Source organism: Planomicrobium sp. YIM 101495, from assembly GCF_009707665.1.
Lineage (GTDB): Bacteria > Bacillota > Bacilli > Bacillales_A > Planococcaceae > Planococcus.
The window spans coordinates 834,890-859,513 of record NZ_WLZW01000001.1 but is presented as its reverse complement, the minus strand read 5'-3'; the positions used below and the strand labels follow the sequence as shown (position 1 = coordinate 859,513).

The window sequence follows — 24,624 nt, the reverse complement described above, 5'->3', positions numbered from 1 at the left end:
ATAGGGAAGAGGATTAGGAAATGGCTATTCTGGAAATTGTGAAACACCCGAACGGTAAATTGGAAGAGAAATGCAGCGACGTCAAGAAATTCGACAAGAAGCTCGGTGCATTACTCGATGATATGTACGAAACGATGATTGACGCGGATGGTGTCGGCATTGCTGCACCACAGATCGGTGTCAACATCCGCGCAGCGATCGTTGATTTTGGCGAAGGCCAAGACCCGATTGAAATGATTAACCCGGAGCTAGTCCTGTTTGAAGGGGCGGAAACGGACATCGAAGGCTGTCTCAGCTTCCCAGGCATCTACGGAGAAGTGGAACGCCCGGACCACGTGAAGATTCGCGCACAAGAACGTGACGGCTCATGGTATGAACTTGAAGCAGAAGGATACGAAGCACGTGCAATCCAGCACGAAATCGACCATTTGAACGGCATTTTGTTCACAAGCAAAATTTCGACATACATCACACAAGAAGAATTGGACGCGATCATCGCGCAAGGGGAAGAGGAGGAACAGGCATGACGAAAATCGTATTCATGGGAACGCCTGCATTCTCGGTACCGATCCTGCGTATGCTTTCAGAAGAGGGCCACGACATCATCGCAGTCGTCACGCAGCCGGACCGTCCAGTCGGGCGCAAGAAGCAAATGACACCGACACCGGTCAAAGAAGAGGCGTTGCGTCTAGGACTGCCGGTCTTGCAGCCGGAAAAACTGAAGAATCCGGAAGAGCTGGAAGAAGTGCTTGCACTGGAGCCGGACCTCATCATCACGGCAGCATTCGGCCAGATTTTGCCGAAGGAGCTGCTTGATGCACCAAAGCTTGGCGCAATCAACGTCCATGCATCTCTACTCCCGGAATACAGAGGAGGCGCGCCGATTCATCAAGCGGTCATCGACGGCAAAGATGAAACGGGCGTCACAATCATGTACATGGCAGAGAAATTGGATGCTGGGGACATCATTTCCCAACAAGCAGAAGCGATTACGCCGGAAGACGACACAGGCTCGATGTTTGATAAATTGAGCGTTGTTGGTACGGATTTGCTGAAAGAAACATTGCCATCGATCATCGACGGCACGAACGCGCGCATTCCGCAAAACCACGACGAAGCGACGTTCGCTCGCAATATTTCACGCGAACAGGAACGCATCGACTGGACACAACCAGCTCAGGCAATCGTCAACCAAGTACGCGGCTTGTCTCCGTGGCCGGTCGCTTTCACGACATTCAACGACGGTACGATGAAAATCTGGAAAGCAGCAGTAAGTGAACACGATGCGGCAGGTAACCCTGGTCAAGTGTTGGCACTCGATAAAGATGCCATCATCGTCAAAACGGGCACTGGTGCAATCGCTGTCACTGAACTACAGCCTTCCGGCAAAAAGCGCATGACGGCGAAAGACTATTTACAAGCGCCGAAACTGCAGGCGGGAGACTTGTTTGAATGAAAGATAAAAAAATTACCGGCAACGTCAGGGATGCGGCTTTTACCATCCTATGGGCAGTCGAAAACAAACAAGCATACAGTAACTTACTCCTGACAAAAACGATGGACAGTCATGCAGTCGCACCGAAAGACCGTGGCCTCTTGACCGAAATCACATACGGTACACTTCAGCACCAAATGACGCTCGATTATTATTTGGAGCCGTTCATTAAAGGGAAGGTCGAGCCGTGGGTACGCGTGCTGTTGCGCATGTCGTTGTACCAGATCGTCTATTTGGACCGCATCCCGAACCACGCTGCCGTCAACGAAGCAGTAGAAATCGCCAAGAAACGCGGACATGCTGGTATCGGTTCGATGGTCAACGGCGTTCTCCGCTCTGTTTTGCGAAACGGCGTCCGGAACTTCGAAGACATCAAAGACGAAGTGACGCGACTGTCAATCGAGACGAGTCACCCGGTGTGGCTCATCAAACGTTGGATCGGCCAGTTCGGCTATGACAAGACGCGCGAAATGGCACTGGAAAACAACAAGATCCCGCCTCAGACGGTCCGTGTCAACACGGTCAAGACGACGGTGAAAGAAGCCATCAAGATGCTTGCAGACGAAGGCATGATAGCGGAAGCAAGCGGTGTTGTACCGGAATGTTTGATGGTGACGGGCGGGCAGCCGGCGCGTTCCAATACTTTCGCGCAAGGCTTCATCACGATCCAAGACGAAAGCTCGATGCTGCCGGCGTATGCACTGCAAGTAGAACCAGGACACCGCGTCCTCGACTTGTGTGCAGCACCTGGCGGGAAAACGACGCACATTGCTGAGAAGATGGGCAACAAAGGGGAACTGCAGGCACTTGATTTGCACGACCATAAAGTGAAGCTCATCAAACAAGCAGCGACTCGTCTCGGCCATACGATCATCTCAGCGCAAGCGGGAGATGGCCGGAAAATCCGTGAGCAATTCGGAGATGCAGCATTCGATCGCATCCTCGTCGATGCACCGTGTAGTGGCCTTGGCGTCATCAAGCGGAAGCCGGATATCAAATATTCCAAGCAGGAAGCGGATTTTGAACGACTGCAAAGCATCCAGCTGGATTTGCTCGATGAAGCAGCAGCTATGCTGAAAGTCGGCGGCATCGTCGTCTACAGCACATGTACAGTCGATGCAGAAGAAAACGAAGGAACGGTTCGCCGCTTCTTGGCAGAGCATCCGGAAATGGAATCCGTTCCGGTCCAGCTTCCTTTTACAAAAGAACAAAATGAACAACACTTTGTACAAGTATTTCCACAGGATTTTGGCGGCGACGGCTCGTTCGTGTCCGCTTTCTGTAAAAACGGCCAGTAATGAGGAAGTGGGGAATGGGACTTGTTTCAATATGTAATCGAAAGTGATACGGGATTGAAAAGAGAAATCAATGAGGACCGTGTGGCAGTGGCAAAACGTTCGGACGGTCTCCTTCTTGCTGTTGTAGCAGATGGCATGGGCGGACACAACGCCGGCGACGTCGCCAGTGACATGACAGTGAAATCCCTCATCGAACAGTTTTCGGAAGAGCAAGGCGCGGAATTGAAGACAGCGGAGCAACAAAGAAGCTGGTTGTCGGAACATGTCCGGCGTATCAACCGCGAAGTCTTCGAGTACTCGGAGAAGACTCCAGGATGTAAAGGCATGGGGACGACACTGATTGCAGCCATGATCGACCATGGGAATTGTATCATGTGCCACATCGGCGATAGCCGTGCGTATTTGATCGGTTTCGAAGGCTTGGCCGTACCATTGACGCGTGACCATAGTTACGTCAACGTTCTTGTCGACAGCGGTGAGATCAGCCAGGAAGAAGCGGAGATGCATCCGAAGAAAAACTGGATCGTCAAAGCACTTGGGACAGAACCATCGATCGATGAGGAATTGATCCAATTCGCCATTCCGCGCGACAGCTACTTCCTGATCTGCACGGACGGCTTGACGAACAAAGTGGAAGACACAGAAATTGCCGAATTGGTCACGTCGGAGATGGCTTTGACCGAAAAAGGCCATACATTGGTCGGTTTGGCCAATGAACGTGGAGGAGAAGACAATATCTCCTTAGTTCTCCTGTCCTCGAAGATTGAGGAGGGGAATCCATGATCATCGGAAAACGCATCAATGGCCGCTATAAAATCCTTGAACTCATAGGCGGCGGAGGTATGTCGAATGTTTACCTTGCCCATGATGTGATCCTCGATCGAGACGTTGCCATCAAGATTTTGCGCTATGATTTTTCGAATGAGGAAGAATTGCGACGTCGCTTCCAGCGTGAAGCGCTGTCGACGACGAGTCTGGCGCATCCGAACATCGTTAACATTTTCGATGTCGGGGAAGACAAAGATATGCATTACTTGGTCATGGAATATGTACCAGGGAAGACGCTGAAAGATTACATCATCGATTTTGCGCCGGTAGAGCCGGAGCGGTCAGTGCAAATCATGAAGCAATTGGCGTCGGGGCTTGAACATGCCCACCATAATCAGATCATCCACCGGGACATCAAACCGCAGAACATCTTGATGGACGCGGAAGGCAATGTGAAAATCAGTGATTTCGGAATCGCGATGGCACTGAGCGCGACTTCTTACACACAAACAAACTCCGTCCTCGGAACGGTCCATTATTTGTCGCCTGAACAAGCGCGAGGCGGTATGGCGAACAAGAAATCCGACATTTACTCGCTCGGAATCGTCATGTTCGAACTGCTGACAGGGAGACTCCCGTTTTCAGGAGAATCCGCTGTTTCCATCGCATTGAAGCATTTGCAGACAGAAACACCATCTTTGCGCGAGATCGTTCCGACATTGCCGCAGAGCTTGGAGAACATCGTCTTGAAAGCGACAGCGAAACGACCGGAACACCGTTACCAGACGGTCGGGGAAATGGAAGAGGACTTATCCACAGCTCTGTTACCGGAACGTTTGAATGAACCGAAATTCGTCATTCCGATCGATGATGATGAAACGCGCGCCATGCCGGTCATTAAAGATGCTGCTGCGTATGGCAACGTTGAAGAAACGAAGACAGCTGTGCCGACCGCTGCGAAACCGGTTGCCGAACCGGTGAAACAAAAACCGGCGAAACCAGTGAAGAAGCGGAAGAAATGGCCGGTCATTTTGCTTTCTGTGATTGCCTTCCTGCTTATCGGCGGGATCGTCACAGCGCTCGCTTTCCCTGACCTGTTCGAACCGAAGCAGATCGAAGTGCCGGACGTCGCAGGGATGGAACGTGACGAGGCAAGGGAAGAGCTGCGTGCGAATGGCTTCGAGCTCGGGGAAGAAGCGGAGCAGGCGTCTGAAGAAGTGGCAGCAGGGCTTGTCATCCGGACCATACCGGAAGCTGGCAAGTTGCGCGATCCGGGAGCGGAAGTGCAGCTCTATATAAGCTCCGGCAAAGTCATGAAAGAACTCGGGGACTACACGGGACGTACGATTGAACGCGCTACAGAACTTCTGGAAGAACAAGGCTTCACGCAGTTCGAACAGGAAGAGCAGTTTTCCGATCAGCCGGGAGGCACGGTGCTGGAGCAGCTTCCTGAACCGGGAAGCGAAGTGGCTGTCAGCGATACGACAATTCGGTTCGTCGTCAGTAAAGGGAAGGATATGCGGGAAGTCCAGGACATGACAGGCTTCACTGAAGAAGAGATGCGTGAATACGCCCGCTCTTCCGGATTCCATATCCGCGTCGTCGGAGAAGAGAATTCGACGACGATTCCACAAGGGAATGTCCTGTCGCAGCGTCCTGCTGCGGGCACGGAAGTCGAAGCTGGCGGGGACATCGAAGTGACGCTCTCACTGGGAACACCTGCCTTGCCAATGAAGACATACATCCAGACAATCGATATCCCGTATGACGCGGAAGAGACAGAAGAGCCGCTCGAGCAGGAAATTCGGATCTTCATCCAGGATTCCAACCGCACGATGGATGAGCCAGTCGAGACATTCACGATCATCGAGAATGAATCACGCCGCATCCAAATGCAAATCGAAGAAGGTGCTTCTGCCACTTACCGTGTGACACGTGACGGAGAAGTCATTATTGAAGAGACGATCAATTACAATAACGTTGAATAAAGGAGGGGCTTTATGCCGAAAGGGCAGATTCGAAAAGCGCTAAGCGGGTTTTACTACGTTTACGATAAAGAAACCGGACGCAACATCCAGTGCAGGGGGCGCGGCGTCTTCCGCAACAGGCAAGTCCATCCGCTTGTCGGAGACTGGGTCGATTACGAAGTCGAAGAAGGATCGGACGGCGTGCTGATGCACGTCCACGAGCGGGATAATGAATTGGTACGTCCGCCAATCGCCAATATCGATCAAGCCTTGCTTGTATTCTCTGCGAAGCAACCGGACTTTCATCCGCTCCTCCTTGACCGTTTCTTGACGGCGATCGAAGCGCATAATATCCAACCGGTCATCTTGCTGACAAAAATCGATTTACTGGCAGATGACGAGAAGCAGGCGATTGTGCAGTACAGCGAAGATTACCGCAAAATTGGTTACGAAGTGATCGAGACGTTCAAAGGAGATCCGAAGCTTGCAGAACGAATCTTACCTGTTCTCGAGGGGAAAGTCAGTGTGCTGGCGGGGCAATCTGGTGTCGGGAAGTCGACAGCACTTAACACGCTGCTCCCGGAACTTCAGTTGAAGACGGATGACATCTCGAAAGCGCTCAACCGTGGGAAGCATACGACTCGCCACGTGGAGCTGATCGAAGTCGGTGATGGATTGCTGGCGGATACGCCGGGCTTCAGTTCGTTCGACTTCGACATGCTGGACAAAGAACAGCTATCCGCGTGCTTCCCAGAAATGGCGGAGCGTTCCGGCGGTTGCAAATTCCGGGAATGTCTCCATACGAACGAGCCGAAATGTGCAGTGAAACGGGCAGTCGAAGACGGGGAAATCTCCACTTACCGATATGATCATTATGTAAAGTTTCTTGAAGAAATTACAGAACGAAAGCCGAGGTATTCCAATGATTAAAATTGCACCTTCCATTTTAGCAGCAGATTTCTCGAAATTGGGACAAGAAGTGAAAGACGTCGAAGCCGCAGGAGCGGACTGGATCCACATCGATGTCATGGACGGCCATTTCGTTCCAAACATTACGATGGGACCGATTGTTGTGGATGCACTTCGTCCATTGACCGAGTTGCCGCTCGACGTCCATTTGATGATCGAGAACGCAGATCGTTACATCGAAGCATTCGCAAAAGCGGGCGCTGACATCATCACGGTACACGTGGAAGCATGTCCGCACCTGCACCGTACACTTCAGCTGATCCGTTCGTTCGGTGTCAAGCCGGGAGTCGTCTTGAATCCACATACACCGATCGAAACAATCCAGCACGTGCTGGAAGACATCGATGTCGTCTTGTTCATGACTGTGAACCCAGGCTTCGGCGGACAGAAGTTCATTCATTCTGTTGTGCCGAAAGTGGCGGCATTGAAAAAAATCATCGATGAAAAAGGCTTGGACATTGAAATCGAGATCGACGGAGGCATCAATGCCGAGACGATCGTCCCATGTGCAGAAGCGGGCGCGACCGTCTTTGTTGCAGGTTCTGCGATTTATAACCAAGAAGACCGCGCAGCAGCTTTGACACGCATTAAGCGTGCAGGACAAGAGGCGCTGGCGTGAAGATCGTCATCACAGCAGGAGGGCCGGCAGCAGAGCTGCCGGACTTTTCTCTATGGGAGGATGTTTCATACGTCGGCGTCGACGCAGGCTGTATGACGCTTCTGGAAAAAGGGGTTCACCCGGTTGCGGTCGTGGGGGATTTCGATTCGGTGTCAGACGCGGAATATGAACATCTACGTGGAATGTTTCCGGATTTGGAGAAAGTGTCTGCCGAAAAAGACGAAACTGATACAGAACTGGCGTTGCAAAAAGCTGTCGAACTTGGCGGGAACCACATCACCGTAATCGGAGTTACCGGTGGCCGGCTCGACCATTACATGAGCGCGCTCCACGCAGTTTACAACTACCAAGAGCGCTATTCGGATGTGGCGTTCGAAATCGTCAACTACCGGAACCGGCTCCGTTTTCTCAGCATTGGTGAGCATCAAGTCGGGAGCGATCCAGCTTATAAATATATTTCGTTTTATCCGTTCAGCGAGGCGATCGAAGGTTTTCATTTGAAGGGCTTCAAATATGAAGTCGTGGACGAGACGATCCCGTTCGGCTCGACCCGTTTCGTGTCGAATGAACTGGACGGCGAAGGAATGGTCGTCATCGGCCGGGGGAATTGTTTGATGATCGAAAGCAGCGACATTTAAAGAAAACAAAAAAAGCCGATCTGGACACGGAGTCCAAATCGGCTTTTTTCAAGAACGCAGATTAAACGCGTTCAACTTTTCCTGATTTCAATGCTCTTGCAGAAACCCATACACGTTTCGGTTTACCGTCTACAAGGATGCGAACTTTTTGAAGGTTTGCTCCCCATGTACGTTTTGACGAGTTCAACGCGTGTGAACGAGTGTTTCCAGAACGAGCTTTGCGACCGCTGATTGCACATACTTTAGGCATGTAAGTCCCTCCTCACAAGTGAAGCTGAAAATTATAATAGCATTTCAGTTCGTTTTCGTTTCACATACTTTAATAATTTACCATAGACAAAATCGCTTTGCAACCGATTTAGACAACCTTTCAAGAAAAAAACCTTTACACCCCAAAACGGTTACTTTTAATATAAAGCAGTTTGATGTAGAATGTAAGAAGTGAAATAGGACTCAAGGAGGAATTGTCAATGTCGATTGAATTAACGAATGAATATGGTCAAATCGATATTTCCAATGACGTGATCGCCCAAATAGCAGGCGGTGCAGCCATTGAATGCTACGGAATTGTCGGCATGGCGACCAAACACCAGATCCGTGATGGGCTTACGGACATCCTGCGCAAGGAAAACTTTGCAAAAGGTGTGATCGTGCGCCAGGAAGATGGCGATTTGATGGTTGATATGTATGTCATCGTCAGCTATGGAACGAAGATCTCGGAAGTGGCTTATCAAGTCCAGTCCAAAGTAAAATATACAATTACGAAGACACTGGGTATGACTGTGAAAGCAGTGAATATCTATGTGCAGGGAGTTCGTGTGACGAACCCGTAAGAGGAGGAAATGTCTGTTATGAAGTCATTAAATGGTATACAATTCGCAGAAATGGTGCAGATGGGTGCTCATCATCTGTATCAGAACGCGGATTACGTGGATGCATTGAATGTCTTTCCGGTGCCTGACGGCGATACGGGAACGAATATGAACTTGTCGATGACATCAGGTGCGAAGGAAACGGAAGCGAATGCAGGAGAACACTTAGGCCAAACGGCTGCAGCGCTATCGAAAGGCCTATTGATGGGTGCGCGAGGAAACTCCGGTGTCATCTTGTCGCAACTTTTCCGCGGTTTCGGGAAATATGTAACGGACTTTGACGAGTTGTCTGCACGCCAGCTGGCGGAAGCATTCCAGCACGGCGTCGAGACGGCATACAAAGCGGTCATGAAGCCAGTGGAAGGAACAATTTTGACAGTGGCGAAAGACGCTGCAGCGAAAGCGATGGAAGTCTCCGAAAATGAGGAAGACATCATCGTTCTTTTCGAAGCATTGGTTGTCGAAGCGAAGGCTTCACTCGAACGCACGCCGGACCTGCTTCCGGTCTTGAAAGAAGTCGGTGTGGTCGACAGCGGCGGGCAAGGCCTTGTTTATGTTTACGAAGGCTTTTTGGCGAGCTTGAAAGGCGAAGCGCTTCCAGAAAGAGAAACTAGCGGCATCATGGATGAAATGGTCTCAGCTGAGCACCATAAGAACATTGCGAGCTTCATGGATACAGCGGATATCGAATTCGGATACTGCACAGAATTCATGGTCAAATTCGAAGATGGCAAAAAATCATTCAACGAAGACGCTTTTCGTAATGACTTGAGCATTTACGGAGATTCCCTGCTTGTCATCGCGGATGACGAAATTGCGAAAATCCATATCCATTCCGAAGAACCGGGCAAAGTGCTTACATACGGTCAGGAATACGGCAGCTTGATCTCGATGAAAATCGAGAACATGCGCCAGCAGCACATCGACATCGTCGGCGAAAAACCGGAAGCGGCACAGCAGCAAGGCCTGAAGCATCCATATGCAATCATCACTGTCGCAATGGGCGAAGGCGTTGCAGAATTGTTGCGCTCGATCGGTGCTTCTTACGTCATCGAAGGCGGCCAGACGATGAACCCTTCCACGGAAGACATCGTTACGGCGATCAAGGCGGTCGGTGCAGAACGCGCTATCATCCTGCCGAACAATAAAAATATCGTCATGGCTGCTCAACAAGCAGCTGAAGTAGCAGGCATCGAAGCGGCAGTCGTGCCGACAAGAGACGTGCCGGAAGGAATGGCGGCGCTTCTAGCCTTCAATCCATCTGCTTCTGTCGATGAAAACAAAGAATCAATGAGCTCGGCTTCACAACTTGTGAAATCCGGTTCAGTGACATATGCAGTACGTGACACGTCGATTGACGGCGTCGAAATCAAAAAAGATGACTTCATGGGCATTTCAGGCGGCAAGATCATGATCGCTGACAAGAGCCTGAAAACAGTTGCAGAAGAACTCGTGAAACAGCTGGTCGACGAAGAAGTTGAAATTGCGACGATCCTCTACGGCGAAGATGCAACAGAAGAACAAGCAGAACAACTCGGCAGCTTCATCGAGTCCTTAAACGGCGACATCGAGGTCGAGATCCACAACGGCAAGCAGCCGCTTTACCCATTCATCCTGTCAGTTGAGTGAGTATGGGCCGGTCTAATCAGGAATCACCCATGTCGACAAGGCGTGGGTGATTCTTTGCTTTTATTCGAAATAGAGAGGGATTGACTTAGCTGGATAACGGCTGACCTGCATTTCTTCCGTTGAGATTGACTTAATCAGAGACCGGCTGAGGTGTTAGAGTGAAAGGAGGGGGGAATGTATGGAGACCGGCTGACCTACATTTCAGAGCTTCGCACGTTAGAGGCGCTGAGCCGAGCCTCCTCGGTTGCTATCGCAACCTGCGGGGTCTCGTCTTAGTTTCCCCCCTCCAACGTGCTCGCTCTTCCATTCCGGATCAGCTCGTTCGATAAAGGGAATGGAGTCTAATACTAGTGATTTGGATGATTAAAGCATAGCAGCCTTCGTCGCATTCTAGCAGAAGGTGTCGCATAGTAGCGGATGTGTTCATTTTTCATGCTGATTCTGGATTTAGTTGCGACTCACAGAATTTAATCGCGACTCAGGCACTTGCAGTCGCGACTCAACATAAACTAGTCGCGACTCAAATTTTTCACTCTTGAAAATGAGCGAGCAGAAGAATGAATGTCGTACCTCAAGCTGGAAATGCCGCATATTGTAGAATAAAGATAGAAAATACGCCTTTTTTTGTACCACTGACTAAGAAGGAGACGTCTGCTCTAGCTTTTCTACTATCAAACTCAGAACCACAGCGGCCTACGCAGTCAGCCGCCCAAACATTTACCTCGACACCAACAGTAGAATGAAATGAAAATTCCACCTCACTCCCACTTCTCCCACAACACCCAGCGGAGGAGGTGGTTTGGACTGGGCGAAGGAAGGAGACGAGCGTTCTTCAGCTCGGCTTCTTCCGGGAGCCCTGTCCGAAGCGACGCAGCGGATTCCACGCGACACTCGCTCTTTCTTTTACACTCACTAGATTAGAACCCGGGCGGCCTACGCAGTCAGCCGCCCAAACATTCAACTCAATACCAACAATAGAATGAAATGAAAATTCCACCTCACTCCCACTTCTCCCACAACACCCAGCGGAGGAGGTGGTTTGGACTGGGCGAAGGAAGGAGACGAGCGTTCTTCAGCTTGGCTTCTTCCGGGAGCCCTGTCCGAAGCGACGCAGCGGATTCCCACGCGACACCTATCACTCTCACGCACGAAGACCTACGCAATTTCGTATATTCCCAGCCTAATCTCCCACCCCCATCCTGCATTGCTTTGTTTAAATGACAAAATCATGTAAAATGAAATGCAGGAACATACATTGGGGGAAGGGGTTTGAGCGGTTATGAAGTTCAAATCAGTATTTGATATCATTGGGCCAGTCATGGTCGGCCCATCATCATCACACACAGCAGGAGCAGCGCGCATCGGACGCGTCGCGCGCGACCTCTTTGGCAGGCAGCCAAAATGGGCAAAAATCCATCTTTACGGCTCGTTTGCCGAAACGTACAAAGGGCACAGCACAGACGTCGCGATCGTCGGAGGACTGCTAGATTACGACACATTCGATGAGCGGATCAAAACCGCTTTCGAAGAAGCTGACCGCGCAGGAATGTCCTATGAATTCATTCCGGAATCCGGCCATGTCGACCATCCGAACACTGCGCGCATCGTCGTCGGGGATGACACATCGGAAATGTCAATCGTCGGCATTTCAATCGGTGGAGGCAAGATCGAAATCACGGAATTGAACGGTTTTGAGTTGCGGCTGTCAGGGAATCACCCGGCGATCCTCGTTGTACATGATGATCGATCCGGCTGTATCGCGAACGTAGCGAATTGTTTATATAAATACGACATCAACATTGGACATATGGAAGTTTCACGAAAAGAACGGGGACGCATGGCATTGATGGTTATCGAAGTCGATCAGAATGTGGATTTGCCGATCCTGGAAGAACTGTCGGAACTTCCGAACATCACGAAAGTCACGCGAATTGCGGATTAAAAAGGAGAGATTTTGATGGAAGCTTTGTTCCGTAATGTCAGGGAATTGGTGGAGAGAGCTGAGCAGGAAAACAAGCTGATCTCCGAAATTATGATCGAGCAGGAAATGATGATGACGGATCGCAGCCGCGACGACATCATGAAACAGATGGACCGGAACTTGACGGTCATGGAAGAAGCGGTCGAAAAAGGACTGAAAGGTGTTCAATCTGTTTCAGGTTTAACGGGTGGAGACGCAGTTCTGTTGCAAGCGTATATCGATCGGGGCAATACGTTGTCTGGTGATTTACTTTTAGACGCGGTCAGTAAAGCGGTCGCGACGAACGAAGTGAACGCAGCGATGGGAACAATCTGTGCGACACCGACTGCAGGTTCTGCAGGAGTGGTGCCGGGGACCTTGTTTGCGGTGCAAAATAAATTGAAGCCAACACGTGAACAAATGATCCGTTATCTGTTCACTTCCGGTGCATTCGGTTTTGTCGTCGCGAATAACGCTTCGATTTCAGGCGCTGCTGGTGGCTGTCAGGCGGAAGTCGGATCAGCTGCAGCAATGGCAGCGGCGGCTATCGTGGAGATGGCTGGCGGCTCGCCACAGCAAAGCTCTGAAGCATTTGCAATCACGATGAAGAACATGCTTGGACTTGTCTGCGATCCAGTGGCGGGATTAGTGGAAGTGCCTTGCGTGAAACGGAATGCGATGGGCGCATCCAATGCGGTTGTCGCAGCGGATATGGCACTTGCAGGCGTGACGAGCCGCATCCCATGTGACGAAGTCATCGGTGCGATGTTCGAGATCGGCCAGTCGATGCCGAGTGCATTGCGCGAAACGGCAAAAGGTGGTCTTGCAGCGACGCCGACCGGTAAATGGTTGGAGCGCAAGATCTTTGGCGGAGCTGTCGTCGGCAGTGGCCAGTAACCAATCCGTCGCCACGATGAAAGGAATCGGGAAGCAAGCGTTGCTGACGCTTAGTGAGATGGGGATCGAAACGGTCGAAGATTTGATTCTCACGTTTCCGTACCGCCATGAAGATTTTCAGCTGAAAGATTTGGCGGACACCCCACATAACGAACGGGTGACAGTGGAGGGAAGGGTCGAAAGTGAGCCTTCCGTCCTTTTTTTAGGGAAAAATAAATCCCGTACAACCGTACGCGTGCTCGTCGGTCGCCATTTGATCAAGGCTGTGTTTTTCAATCAGCACTACGTAAAAGGGAAACTGCATATCGGTGAAATGGTCACGCTGTCCGGTAAATGGGATCGTGGCCGTCAAATGATTACGGTCCAGCATCACTCGGTCGGACCGAAAAGTGCAGAATCGGACTTTGAACCAGTGTATAGCTTGAAAGGCACGCTTCGCCAAAAGACGTTTCGCAAGTGGATGCGACAAGCGCTTGACGAGACAAAGAATGAACTCGAAGATTGCTTGCCGGTTGAGATGCGGCAACGTTATCAATTAGCGGATCTTGGAGAAGCGCTCGAATCTGTCCACTTTCCGGTGGACGGGCAGGCGTTGAAGCAAGCGCGAAGACGTTTCGTCTACGAAGAGCTACTCATTTTCCAATTAAAGATGCAGGCGTTGAAGAAGAAAAATCGGGAAGAAGAACCAGGTTCTCGTTTGGAATATGATTTGGAAAGACTAAAAGGGTTCATTGCGAAATTGCCGTTCAGTTTGACGGATGCCCAGAAACGGGTCGTCAACGAAATTTGTAAAGATCTGCTGGAGCCTTACCGGATGAACCGATTGCTACAAGGAGATGTCGGATCCGGGAAGACGGTCGTTGCGGCGATTTCCTTATATGCAGCGGTCACTGCAGGCGAGCAAGGTGCGCTCATGGCGCCGACCGAAATTTTAGCGGAGCAGCACGCCACGACACTGTCCGAATGGTTCGAGCCGTTCGGTGTGACAACAGCACTGTTGACCGGTTCGGTGAAAGGCAAGAAGCGGCGTCTGCTGCTGGAACAGTTGGAAGCCGGGAATATCGATCTGTTGATCGGGACGCACGCACTGATCCAGCCGGATGTGAAATTCAAGAGTCTCGGACTGGTCATCACGGATGAGCAGCACCGTTTCGGCGTGGAACAGCGCCGTGTCCTGAAAGACAAAGGGTATCACCCGGACGTTCTTTTCATGACGGCGACGCCGATTCCGAGAACGCTCGCGATTTCGGCGTTCGGTGAGATGGATGTGTCGATCATCGATGAAATGCCGGCAGGACGGAAAGAAATCGAGACCTACTGGATGAAAAAAGAGATGTTTGGGAAAATTGTCGGACGCATGGAAAAAGAGCTCGCTTCCGGCAGGCAGGCATATGTCATCGCGCCGTTGATTGAAGAGTCGGAGAAGCTCGATTACCAAAACGCGGTGGACTTGTACCAGCAGCTGTCCGTCTATTTCCAAGGCAAGTTCGAAGTCGGGCTGATGCACGGCAGGCTGCATCCGGACGAGAAGGAAGAGACGATGCGCCGTTTTGCCGAAGGGGAACTCGCGGTTCTCGTCTCGACGACCGTCGTCGAAGTTGGGGTCAACGTGCCTAATGCGTCGTTCATGCTCATTTACGATGCTGAGCGGTTCGGTTTGTCGCAGCTGCACCAATTGCGCGGACGCGTCGGACGTGGCAGTGCACAGTCGTATTGTATCCTGCTTGCCGATCCGAAAACGGAAGTCGGCAAGGAGCGGATGAGCTCTATGACTGAGACCAACGATGGCTTCATTTTAGCGGAGAAAGACCTACAGCTGCGCGGACCGGGAGACTTCTTCGGCCGCAAGCAGAGCGGTGTGCCGGAATTCAAGATGGCGGATTTGATCCACGATTACCGGGTGCTTGAGACGGCACGGGCGGATGCGGAGAAATTGATCGCCAGCGACTTTTTCTGGCAGTCGGAACAAACGGCATGTTTGCGTTCGCGCATTGAACAATCCGGTGCACTTTCGACCGGAAGACTTGATTAAGGATGCAAGGAATCATTTTTTCCTTGCATTCTTTTTTTGTTGTTTATATACTCATATTAGTACCAAGTGCTAATATCGGGCGGTGACAATGTGAAAAAGCCGAAAAAGCAACGGCAGGAAGAATTGAGATCATTGATCAAAGAAAACCCTTTTGTGACGGATGAAGAGTTATCAGCTGCATTTGATGTGAGCGTCCAGACAATCCGGCTTGACCGGATGGAATTATCGATTCCGGAATTGCGCGAACGTATCAAGCACGTAGCGGTAAAAACATTCGATGATGAAGTGAAATCATTGCCGATCGATGAAGTGATCGGAGAGATTATCGATATTGAATTGGATGAACGCGCCATTTCCATTTTTGACGTCAAACCTGAGCATGTATTCCAGCGCAATAAAATCGCGCGAGGCCACCACTTGTTTGCACAGGCAAACTCGTTGGCGGTTGCAGTCATGAACGATGAGCTGGCATTGACGGTCAAATCGGAATTGCAGTTCATCCGGCCCGTTTCATCCGGGCAGCGAGTGGTCGCGAAAGCGCAGGTCATCGAACGACAGGAAGAGAAGAACCGGGCATTCGTCAAGGTTGTTTCTTCAGTCGATCAAGTGACGGTGTTGATCGGGACATTCGAGATGTACCGTATGACGGAACAAAGTGAAGGTGGATTAAAATGAAAATTGCAGTAGATGGAATGGGCGGGGACAACGCTCCGAAGGAAATCGTCGCTGGTGTCTTGAAGGCGCTCGACGAGTTCACAGACTTAGAGGTCGAGCTTTACGGCCATCAGGAAAAGATGCAGCCTTACTTGCGAGAGCATGCAAGACTGAACGTTATCCACTGTGAAGAAATAATTGAAGCGGAAGACGACCCGGTAAGATCGGTCCGTCGTAAGAAAGATGCTTCGATGGTTCAGATGGCGACGGCTGTCAAAGAAGGACGTGCGGATGCGTGTGTTTCTGCGGGCAACACGGGTGCTTTGATGTCATCCGGCTTGTTCATTGTTGGACGGATTGATGGGGTTGACCGACCGGCACTAGCGCCAACACTGCCGACGACCGATGGTAAAGGATTTGTCATGCTGGACATGGGGGCGAATGCGGAAGCTAGACCTGAGCACCTTGTGCAATATGCTATCATGGGAAGTATTTATGCAGCGAAAGTACGCGGAATCGAAAATCCGACGGTCGGTTTGTTGAACATCGGAACTGAGGAGAAAAAAGGCAATGAGCTGACGAAAACAGCGTATCCGCTCCTGCAGCAAGCGCCGATTAATTTCATCGGGAATGTTGAGTCGCGGGACTTGTTGAACGGCGCAGCCGACGTTGTCGTAACAGATGGCTTCACAGGAAACATGGTATTGAAGACGATCGAAGGCACGGCGATGAACGTTTTCGCCATGATCAAAGACGTCTTCAAATCATCGGCCAAGACGAAAGTGGCGGCGTTGCTCGTCAAAGATCAGCTTGGTGGTTTGAAAGGCATGCTTGACTACAGCGAATACGGCGGCGCCGGACTATTCGGATTGAAAGCTCCTGTCATCAAAGCGCACGGCTCATCTAATGCCAATGCGATATTCAATGCCATCCGGCAGACCCAGACGATGGTGGAGCACGATGTAACGGGCGTGATATACAAAACGATTACAGAGGAGAAAGCCGAATGACGAAAATCGCATTTATTTATCCAGGACAAGGTTCCCAGACGGTCGGGATGGGCGCAAGCTTTCTGGAAGATCCGGTTAGCGCGTCTTTTTTCACGAAAGCTGATGAGGTTTTGAGCATTAAGCTCGCGGATATGATGAACGAAGGTCCACAAGAGCATTTGACATTGACATATCATGCACAGCCGGCACTTCTGACAGTGTCAAGCATGATCACGGAGCGGTTCAGCCGTCTTGGCATTAAGCCGGACTACACAGCCGGCCATAGCTTAGGGGAATACAGCGCACTTGTAGCATCCGGCGTGATGACATTCGAGCAAGCTGTGGAAACTGTACATAAAAGAGGCTTGTTCATGAATGAAGCTGTTCCAGCAGGTGAAGGGACGATGGCAGCGATTCTTGGAATGGATGCGGTGGAATTGGAGAAAGTCACGAATGAAGTGACGGACTCACACGGCGTCGTCCAGTTAGCGAACTTAAACTGCCCGGGGCAAATCGTCATTTCCGGAACGAATGCAGGCATTGAGCAAGCGTGTATCGTCGCAAAAGAGCGCGGTGCGAAACGTGCGATTCCACTCGATGTGAGTGGACCGTTCCACTCTGAATTAATGCGTCCAGCTTCACAAAACTTGGCGAAAGTATTGAGCAGCCTGGCATTGGAAGACGCGGCAGTGCCGGTCATTTCCAACGTCAATGCGGAAAGCGAAACGGCTGCAGCACAGATTCAGGACCTGCTTATACGTCAAATGTACTCTCCGGTTCGCTGGGAACAGTCAGTGCGCGAAATGATCGACCTTGGCGTGACAGTGTTCGTCGAGATCGGACCAGGGAAAGTATTGAGCGGATTAGTGAAGAAAATAGATCGTTCTGTGAAAACAGTGCCGGTCTTTGATCTTGAGTCATTCGAAAAAGCGGTTGAGGAGTTGGCGAAATGATGGATTTGACAGGGAAGACAGCGATCGTCACTGGGGGTTCGCGCGGAATCGGAGCGGAAATCGCCCGTTCATTCGCAACAGCTGGCGCGAATGTGGTCGTGAACTATAGCGGCAGTCAGGACAAAGCGGAAGCGGTCGTAGCTGAAATCGAAGGCAAGGGCGGCAAAGCCATCGCGGTTAAAGCGAACGTATCAGATTCAGACGCAGTGAAAGAATTAGTCACGAAAACGTTAGAGGCATTCGGTTCCGTAGATGTTCTCGTGAACAACGCAGGCATCACACGCGACAACTTGATGATGCGTATGAAAGACGATGAGTGGGATGACGTCATCAACACGAACTTGAAAGGCGTCTTCGTTTGTACGAAGGCTGTAACTCGTCAAATGATGAAGCAGCGTTCGGGCCGCATCATCAACATCGCATCGATCGTCGGCGTCATGGGGAATGCCGGACAGGCAAACTACGTGGCGGCGAAAGCAGGCGTTATCGGACTGACAAAAACGACTGCACGTGAGCTGGCAAGCCGCGGGATTACTGCGAATGCTATCGCCCCGGGCTTTATCACGACTGATATGACCGATGGACTGAACGACGACATCCAACAGGCGATGCTTGCACAGATTCCGCTTGCCCGTTTCGGAAAGCCGTCCGAAGTGGCATCAGCGGTCCTGTTCCTTGCATCGGATGCAGCATCCTATATGACAGGACAGACGTTGCATCTTGACGGCGGTATGGTCATGTAAAAGATTCTCTTGTATACTATTTGAGGGGAGGTGACGGCAATGGCAACAGTATTAGAGCGCGTAACGAAAGTAATCGTGGATCGTCTTGGAGTAGAAGAGAGCGAAGTAAAACCTGCAGCATCATTCACAGGTGATCTTGGCGCTGATTCCCTTGATGTAGTGGAATTGGTTATGGAACTTGAAGACGAATTCGATATGGAAATCTCTGATGAGGACGCAGAAGGCATGGCTACAGTAGGCGATGCAGTAACGTACATCGAGAAAAACCAAAAATAATGATGAAACTTCCATTGGCGCACAGCTGCTTTTAAACGAGTAGCTGTGCGTCTATTGACATTTTTGCACTAAAGGCGAAAAACGGTTAAAATTAAAAGAAGATGTTATTGAGGAAGGCAGAATGCATATGGCGATGAAGAGAAAACCGAATAAACAAAAGCCAGGTACGCTGAAAGACAGCGTCAAGGCGATTTTTGAAGAATTGCAGAAGGAATTGTCGATCTCATTTTCGGATCCGTCCCTTCTTTATCAGGCGTTTACCCATTCATCTTATGTGAATGAGCATCGGCGGAAATACTTTACAGACAACGAACGACTCGAATTCTTAGGCGATGCCGTCTTGGAACTGTCGGTCTCCCAGTATTTATTCATGAAGTACCCTCAAATGAGCGAAGGCGAAATGACCAAGCTGCGTGCAGCGATCGTTTGCGAACCATCGCTTGTCCTATTTGCCAATGAACTTGGGTTCGGCAAGTACATCTTGCTCGGCAAAGGCGAAGAATTGACGGGCGGACGGACGCGACCAGCACTGCTTGCGGATGTGTTCGAATCGTTCATCGGTGCGTTATATCTGGACCAGGGACTGGATGCTGTCGTGTCATTCCTGGAAGTTGTCTTATTCCCGAAAGTGGAAGTCGGTGCTTTTTCTCATGTGATGGATTATAAAAGTCAATTACAAGAGCTGATCCAACAAAAAAACCAAGGTGCATTATTGTACGAAATCATCGAAGAAAAAGGACCGGCGCATAGCCGGACATTCGTTACTCGGGTAAAGCTTGCGGAAAAAGAATTAGGCATCGGAAATGGCCGTTCGAAAAAAGAAGCGGAGCAGCAGGCGGCTCAGCTGGCCATTCGGAAGTTGCAGGAAGCGATGGAGGATTAACATGTTTTTGAAGCGTCTGGAAATCATGGGATTCAAATCGTTCGCTGATCGGATCGGCATCGATTTTGTCCCTGGAGTCACGGCTGTTGTCGGTCCTAACGGCAGCGGGAAAAGTAATGTAACGGATGCAATCCGCTGGGTGCTTGGCGAACAATCCGCCAAGTCCCTGCGCGGCGCAAAAATGGAAGACGTCATTTTTTCAGGAAGTGATTCGAGAAAGTCCTTGAACGTGGCTGAAGTAACAATGGTGCTCGATAATAAGGATGAAAGGATCCCTCTCGCTTACAGTGAAATCAGTGTAACGAGGAGGGTTTTTCGAAGTGGAGAAAGTGCCTATTTGCTGAATAAGCAGCCTTGTCGCCTAAAAGACATCACGGATCTGTTCATGGATTCGGGTCTTGGGAAAGAAGCGTTCTCGATCATTTCGCAAGGACGTGTCGATGAGATTCTTAACAGCAAAGCAGATGGACGCCGGTCAATCTTCGAAGAAGCGGCAGGTGTTTTGAAGTACAAGCAAAGGAAGCGGAAAGCAGAAGTGAAGCTGAACGAGACAGATGAGAACTTGAGCCGTGTGCTCGACATCCTCCATGAACTCGACGACCGGATGGAACCGCTCCAGATGCAAGCGTCAGCTGCTCATGATTATTTAGAGATGAGCAGTGAGCTGAAGGAATCGGATCTCGCTCTGACGTCATTCGACTTAGCAGCTTTCCGAAAGGAGTTGACGGGGCTTGCAGAAGAATCGGCTGCTCTGTCCGGCAAAGAGCAGGAAATCGGAGCGGCAATCGAAGAGAAGGAAACATTCGTTCAAAAGCTGCGTAAGCAACTGAGCGGGCATGACCAAAAAATCGATGAAAATCAAAACGTTTTGGTCGAAGCGAGTGCTGAGACCGAGAAGTGGGAAGGCCGCAAGCTGCTCATGTCCGAAAAGCGCAGCAATGCAGCGCAACAGGCGGATCAGCTGAAGAAGAACTTGGAGCTTGAACAGGCGGATATTGAGTCGCTTGGCAAGCGCTATTCCGAGGAAAATGACAGATTGCAGGAAGAGCGCGCAGCGCACGGCGTTATTTCGGACAAGCTGAAGCACTTGAACAGCCAGCTGACGTTATCGCCGGCGGATATTGAAAAAGAAATCGAATCCTTGAAATCGGATTACATCGACCTGTTGAACGAACAGGCAGGCATCCGCAATGAATTGAAAAACATCGAGCTGCAGAAGCAACAGTTATCTGCGACGAGCAACCGTGTTGAGTCACAACGTTCGCACTACGAAACGGCTTTGACGAAGCTGGAAGCTGAAAAAGATAAAGCACAAAAAGATTTGGAAACGACACAAGCGTACCTGGCGGAATTACGGACAGCGTACCGTGAAGCGGACAGCAGCTTCAAAGCGAAGAAAGAAAACTTCGAAGAAAAGCAGTCGATGCTCTTCCAAGCGTACCAATCGCAAAAGCAATTAGCTGCGCGAATCGATACATTAGAAGAACTTGAGGCGGATTTCTCCGGCTTCTTCCAAGGTGTCCGGGAAGTACTGAAAGCACGTTCAAGCGGACAACTGCCTGGTGTCATCGGAGCTGTCGCGGAAATGGTGACGGCTGATAATGAGCATGCGAAAGCAATTGAAACCGCACTCGGCGCAGCAAGTCAGCACATCATTACGGCGAGCGAAAAAGATGCACGTTCAGCGATCGAATTGCTCCGCGAAAAACGAGCAGGACGCGCGACATTCTTGCCGATGACCGTCATGAAAGCGCGGACGGTTCCGGAATCAATGCTAGCTGCTGTGAGAGAGCATCCAACGTTTGTCTCGGTTGCAGCGGAACTCGTGAAAAGCGACACCGCACACAAGGAGATCGTCTGGAACCTTTTAGGCAACGTCATTATTGCGAAAGACTTGAAAGGCGCTGCGACGATCGCGAAATCGCTCATGAGCCGTTATCGTGTCGTCACACTGTCAGGAGACGTCATCAACGCAGGCGGCTCGATGACAGGGGGCGCAAGCAAGAACCAATCGTCGCTCTTCACACGGAAAGCTGAGCTTGAAGGCTTGAAAGTGAAAGCGGCAGACCTTGCAGAAACCATTCTTTCCGCGGAGAAATCCGTACAGGAAGAACAGAAGACACTCGCTGTCGCTGAACAGCAGGCGGAAGTGCTGCGTACAGAAGGCGAGGGTGTCCGGAATACAGAAGCTGACCAGTTGATCGGCTTGCGCGAAATCGAAGCGGTGTGGAAAACGACGAAGAGCCGCTACGAATTATTCCTTGCAGAGGAAACGCATAAAGAAGATGACCGGACAGCGATCGAAAAACGTCAGGAAGCTGCACAAAGCCATGCTGTCCAGCTAGAGAAGGACTTGGCGGAACTGACTGCGAAAATCGATGAAATGACCGAACTGAAAGAAAAAGACGCATCGATGCGCGATGCCATTTTGACGCAGCTAGCCGATCAGAAGTCTGCATTTGCCGTTTCGAAAGAACGGATCTCCCGCTTCCAGCAAAGCGAACGGGAATTGGCCGACCGTCTTGCCGCGAGCAAAGTGAAACTTGCTGCGCTGCAAAAAGAGCTGGAATGGCTCAAGTCAGACGGTGCTGCAAAAGTGTATGCCGACGAAGAAGTCGTCGACAAGATCGCGCACTGGAGCAAAAGAAAAGAACAGACAGCAGAGCTGCTTTCACAGCTGAAGAAAGACCGCAGCGACGTCCAGCGTCAAATGGATGAGCTTGCGGAGCAGCTGAAAGAAGCGCAGCGTGTTCATAAAGGCTTCACGGAAGCGATCCAGACGTGCAACGTCAAGTCGACGCGTGTGGAAGTGCAGATTCAGAACTTGGAACTGCATCTGGAAGAGCAGTACAACATGACTGCCAAAGATGCTGCCGCTTACGAAATGACAGAAGAAGAACACGTCGTCCGCAAGCAGGTCAAGCTGTTGAAGCAGTCGATCGAAGAGCTCGGTCCGGTCAATTTGAACGCCATCGAAGAATTTGATATGGTCTCCGAGAGACATCGCTTCTTGACGGAGCAGCGCGATGACCTGAACGAAGCGAAGACGACACTCCGCACATTGATCGAAGAGATGGATGAGGAGATGACTTCCCGTTTCGATGAGACGTTCCGTGCGATTCGCGACCAGTTCCAAGTGGTGTTCCGCGAGTTGTTCGGCGGAGGAGCGGCAGACTTAGTGCTGACGGATCCCGAAGATTTACTTGGCACTGGCGTCGATATCATCGCCCAGCCACCAGGCAAGAAGTTGCAGCACTTGAGCTTGCTGTCGGGCGGAGAACGTGCATTGACAGCCATTGCCTTGTTGTTCGCCATCCTGAAGGTCCGTCCGGTGCCGTTTTGTGTGCTGGATGAAGTGGAAGCCGCGCTCGATGAATCGAACGTTGTACGTTACAGCCAGTACTTAAAGCGCTTCAGCGCGGATACACAGTTCATCGTCATCACCCACCGCAAAGGGACGATGGAAGGGGCAGATGTTCTGTACGGCATCACGATGCAGGAATCGGGCATTTCGAAGCTCGTCTCCGTGAAATTGCAGGAAGTAGAATAAAGGAGTGATCGTATGAGTTTCTTTAAAAGACTGAAAAGCCGCTTTACTGGAAACGAAGAAGCGGAGCAATCCACTGAAAAATACAAAGAAGGCCTGACGAAAACACGCACAGGCTTCACATCGAAAATCAACGACCTTGTCGCGCGTTACCGCAAAGTCGACGAAGATTTCTTCGAAGAGCTGGAAGAAGTTTTGCTGCAAGCGGACGTCGGCTTTGAGACGGTCATGGAATTGATCGATCAGCTGCGTTACGAAGTGCAGCGCCAAAACGTCAAAGATACATCACAAATCTTGTCGGTTATCTCCGAGAAGCTCGTCGAAATTTACGAATCGGGCGAAGAGCAGATGCACGAGCTACAGCTGGACAATGAATTGTCAGTCATCCTATTCGTCGGCGTCAACGGTGTCGGCAAGACGACAACAATCGGCAAGCTTGCCCACCGTCTGAAAAGTGAAGGAAAAACCGTCCTTCTTGCTGCTGGTGATACATTCCGTGCTGGAGCGATCGAGCAGCTTGATGTATGGGGACAGCGTGTCGGCGTCGATGTCATCAAACAAAGCGCAGGGTCCGATCCGGCTGCGGTCATGTATGATGCCGTCCGTGCTGCGAAATCGCGCGGTGTCGATGTCCTGATCTGTGATACGGCTGGCCGTTTGCAGAACAAAGTCAACTTGATGAGCGAGCTCGAGAAAGTCCACCGCGTCATTTCCCGTGAAATCCCGGGAGCGCCGCATGAAGTGTTGCTAGCGCTTGATGCGACGACTGGCCAAAACGCGATGATTCAAGCGCAGACGTTCAAAGAAGCGACAAATGTGACTGGGATTGTCTTGACGAAGCTTGACGGAACAGCGAAAGGTGGGATCGTCCTTGCGATCCGCCGCAAGCTCGACATCCCAGTGAAGTTCGTTGGACTTGGTGAGCAGATGGAGGATTTGCAGCCATTCGATCCAGAGAAATATGTGTACGGCTTGTTTGCTGACGGGCTTCTTTTGGAAGATAAAAAAGAGGATGAAGAAGCAGACAAGTAAAAACACTTGACACACTATCCTGTCATCCGTTAAGGTGACAGTAGCGGAAAAGAGGTGAGCGTTTTTGATGGGTTTGGAAAAAACGACACGAATGAATTATTTGTTCGATTTCTATCAGGAATTGCTGACACCGAAACAGCGCAGCTATATGATGCTTTATTATTTGGATGACCATTCGCTCGGGGAAATTGCAGAAGCATATGAGATTTCCCGCCAGGCGGTTTATGACAATATTCGCCGTACAGAAGCAATGCTGGAAGAATATGAAGCGAAACTGCAATTGTTCGATAAGTTCGGGAAGCGGAAAGAGCTTGTGGCAGAGTTCGAGCAAGATGAACCGACCGAAGCACGGATCCGCCAGTTTCTCGAACAATTGAAAGAATTGGATTAGGAGGCTGGACAA

23 protein-coding genes are annotated in these 24,624 nt (G+C 50.7%); 22 read left to right on the top strand and 1 reads right to left on the bottom strand.

What is annotated here, in order from left to right:
* The first annotated feature begins 20 nt into the window (after positions 1–20).
* Genes def through GIW82_RS04380 form a run of 8 tightly spaced genes read left to right on the top strand, consistent with a single transcriptional unit; the run spans position 21 to position 7,754 of the window.
* The gene (gene def / locus GIW82_RS04415; protein WP_154748675.1) at positions 21–527 is read left to right on the top strand and encodes a peptide deformylase; all 507 of its coding nucleotides are present in this window, start codon (positions 21–23) and stop codon (positions 525–527) included.
* Positions 524–1,456, top strand: a complete 933-nt coding sequence (gene fmt, locus GIW82_RS04410; protein WP_154748674.1) for a methionyl-tRNA formyltransferase — start codon at positions 524–526, stop codon at positions 1,454–1,456. Before def ends, fmt begins: the two co-directional genes overlap by 4 nt.
* Complete coding sequence (gene rsmB, locus GIW82_RS04405) at positions 1,453–2,793, top strand: 16S rRNA (cytosine(967)-C(5))-methyltransferase RsmB (protein ID WP_154748673.1); 1,341 nt, start codon at positions 1,453–1,455, stop codon at positions 2,791–2,793. Before fmt ends, rsmB begins: the two co-directional genes overlap by 4 nt.
* A 21-nt stretch (positions 2,794–2,814) precedes the next feature.
* Positions 2,815–3,576, top strand: coding sequence for a Stp1/IreP family PP2C-type Ser/Thr phosphatase (locus tag GIW82_RS04400; protein WP_154748672.1), 762 nt, complete (start codon positions 2,815–2,817; stop codon positions 3,574–3,576).
* Positions 3,573–5,549, top strand: coding sequence for a Stk1 family PASTA domain-containing Ser/Thr kinase (pknB, locus tag GIW82_RS04395; RefSeq protein ID WP_154748671.1), 1,977 nt, complete (start codon positions 3,573–3,575; stop codon positions 5,547–5,549). The genes GIW82_RS04400 and pknB overlap by 4 nt, the downstream gene beginning before the upstream one ends.
* A 12-nt stretch (positions 5,550–5,561) precedes the next feature.
* Positions 5,562–6,458, top strand: a complete 897-nt coding sequence (rsgA, locus tag GIW82_RS04390; RefSeq protein ID WP_154748670.1) for a ribosome small subunit-dependent GTPase A — start codon at positions 5,562–5,564, stop codon at positions 6,456–6,458.
* Positions 6,451–7,116 (top strand): ribulose-phosphate 3-epimerase, encoded by a 666-nt coding sequence (rpe, locus tag GIW82_RS04385; RefSeq protein ID WP_154748669.1) that lies wholly within the window; start codon positions 6,451–6,453, stop codon positions 7,114–7,116. The genes rsgA and rpe overlap by 8 nt, the downstream gene beginning before the upstream one ends.
* Positions 7,113–7,754, top strand: a complete 642-nt coding sequence (locus tag GIW82_RS04380) for a thiamine diphosphokinase (RefSeq protein WP_370455998.1) — start codon at positions 7,113–7,115, stop codon at positions 7,752–7,754. The genes rpe and GIW82_RS04380 overlap by 4 nt, the downstream gene beginning before the upstream one ends.
* Before the next feature lie 61 nt (positions 7,755–7,815).
* Here the strand turns inward: GIW82_RS04380 and rpmB are convergent, their stop codons facing one another.
* The gene (rpmB, locus tag GIW82_RS04375) at positions 7,816–8,004 is read right to left on the bottom strand and encodes a 50S ribosomal protein L28 (protein ID WP_154748668.1); all 189 of its coding nucleotides are present in this window, start codon (positions 8,002–8,004) and stop codon (positions 7,816–7,818) included.
* A gap of 220 nt (positions 8,005–8,224) precedes the next feature.
* Between rpmB and GIW82_RS04370 the strand changes: the two genes are divergently transcribed.
* From GIW82_RS04370 to GIW82_RS04305, 14 genes are all read left to right on the top strand, one after another.
* Positions 8,225–8,587 carry an Asp23/Gls24 family envelope stress response protein gene (locus GIW82_RS04370; RefSeq protein ID WP_154748667.1) on the top strand — a complete coding sequence of 121 codons (363 nt, stop codon included), beginning with the start codon at positions 8,225–8,227 and terminating at the stop codon, positions 8,585–8,587.
* A gap of 18 nt (positions 8,588–8,605) precedes the next feature.
* The gene (locus GIW82_RS04365; RefSeq protein ID WP_154748666.1) at positions 8,606–10,255 is read left to right on the top strand and encodes a DAK2 domain-containing protein; all 1,650 of its coding nucleotides are present in this window, start codon (positions 8,606–8,608) and stop codon (positions 10,253–10,255) included.
* Positions 10,256–11,534: 1,279 nt separating this feature from the next.
* Positions 11,535–12,197 carry an L-serine ammonia-lyase, iron-sulfur-dependent subunit beta gene (gene sdaAB, locus GIW82_RS04360; RefSeq protein ID WP_154748665.1) on the top strand — a complete coding sequence of 221 codons (663 nt, stop codon included), beginning with the start codon at positions 11,535–11,537 and terminating at the stop codon, positions 12,195–12,197.
* Between the two features lie 15 nt (positions 12,198–12,212).
* The gene (gene sdaAA / locus GIW82_RS04355) at positions 12,213–13,112 is read left to right on the top strand and encodes an L-serine ammonia-lyase, iron-sulfur-dependent, subunit alpha (protein ID WP_154748664.1); all 900 of its coding nucleotides are present in this window, start codon (positions 12,213–12,215) and stop codon (positions 13,110–13,112) included.
* Complete coding sequence (gene recG / locus GIW82_RS04350; protein WP_370456166.1) at positions 13,102–15,144, top strand: ATP-dependent DNA helicase RecG; 2,043 nt, start codon at positions 13,102–13,104, stop codon at positions 15,142–15,144. Before sdaAA ends, recG begins: the two co-directional genes overlap by 11 nt.
* 90 nt (positions 15,145–15,234) lie before the next feature.
* Positions 15,235–15,819: a transcription factor FapR gene (gene fapR / locus GIW82_RS04345; protein ID WP_370455997.1), complete on the top strand. Its 585-nt coding sequence runs from the start codon at positions 15,235–15,237 to the stop codon at positions 15,817–15,819.
* Positions 15,816–16,808: a phosphate acyltransferase PlsX gene (plsX, locus tag GIW82_RS04340; RefSeq protein ID WP_154748662.1), complete on the top strand. Its 993-nt coding sequence runs from the start codon at positions 15,816–15,818 to the stop codon at positions 16,806–16,808. Before fapR ends, plsX begins: the two co-directional genes overlap by 4 nt.
* On the top strand, positions 16,805–17,740 hold the full coding sequence (fabD, locus tag GIW82_RS04335) for an ACP S-malonyltransferase (RefSeq protein ID WP_154748661.1): 936 nt from the start codon (positions 16,805–16,807) through the stop codon (positions 17,738–17,740). The genes plsX and fabD overlap by 4 nt, the downstream gene beginning before the upstream one ends.
* On the top strand, positions 17,737–18,483 hold the full coding sequence (gene fabG / locus GIW82_RS04330) for a 3-oxoacyl-[acyl-carrier-protein] reductase (protein ID WP_154748660.1): 747 nt from the start codon (positions 17,737–17,739) through the stop codon (positions 18,481–18,483). Before fabD ends, fabG begins: the two co-directional genes overlap by 4 nt.
* Before the next feature lie 39 nt (positions 18,484–18,522).
* The gene (gene acpP, locus GIW82_RS04325) at positions 18,523–18,759 is read left to right on the top strand and encodes an acyl carrier protein (RefSeq protein ID WP_154748659.1); all 237 of its coding nucleotides are present in this window, start codon (positions 18,523–18,525) and stop codon (positions 18,757–18,759) included.
* 127 nt (positions 18,760–18,886) lie between these two features.
* Positions 18,887–19,642: a ribonuclease III gene (gene rnc, locus GIW82_RS04320; protein WP_154748658.1), complete on the top strand. Its 756-nt coding sequence runs from the start codon at positions 18,887–18,889 to the stop codon at positions 19,640–19,642.
* A gap of 1 nt (position 19,643) precedes the next feature.
* The gene (gene smc / locus GIW82_RS04315; RefSeq protein ID WP_154748657.1) at positions 19,644–23,192 is read left to right on the top strand and encodes a chromosome segregation protein SMC; all 3,549 of its coding nucleotides are present in this window, start codon (positions 19,644–19,646) and stop codon (positions 23,190–23,192) included.
* 12 nt (positions 23,193–23,204) lie between these two features.
* Positions 23,205–24,221 (top strand): signal recognition particle-docking protein FtsY, encoded by a 1,017-nt coding sequence (gene ftsY, locus GIW82_RS04310; RefSeq protein ID WP_154748656.1) that lies wholly within the window; start codon positions 23,205–23,207, stop codon positions 24,219–24,221.
* A 67-nt stretch (positions 24,222–24,288) separates the two neighbouring features.
* Entirely contained in the window at positions 24,289–24,612 is a 324-nt protein-coding gene (locus tag GIW82_RS04305) for a putative DNA-binding protein (RefSeq protein ID WP_154748655.1), read from the top strand.
* The last annotated feature ends 12 nt before the right edge of the window (positions 24,613–24,624 follow it).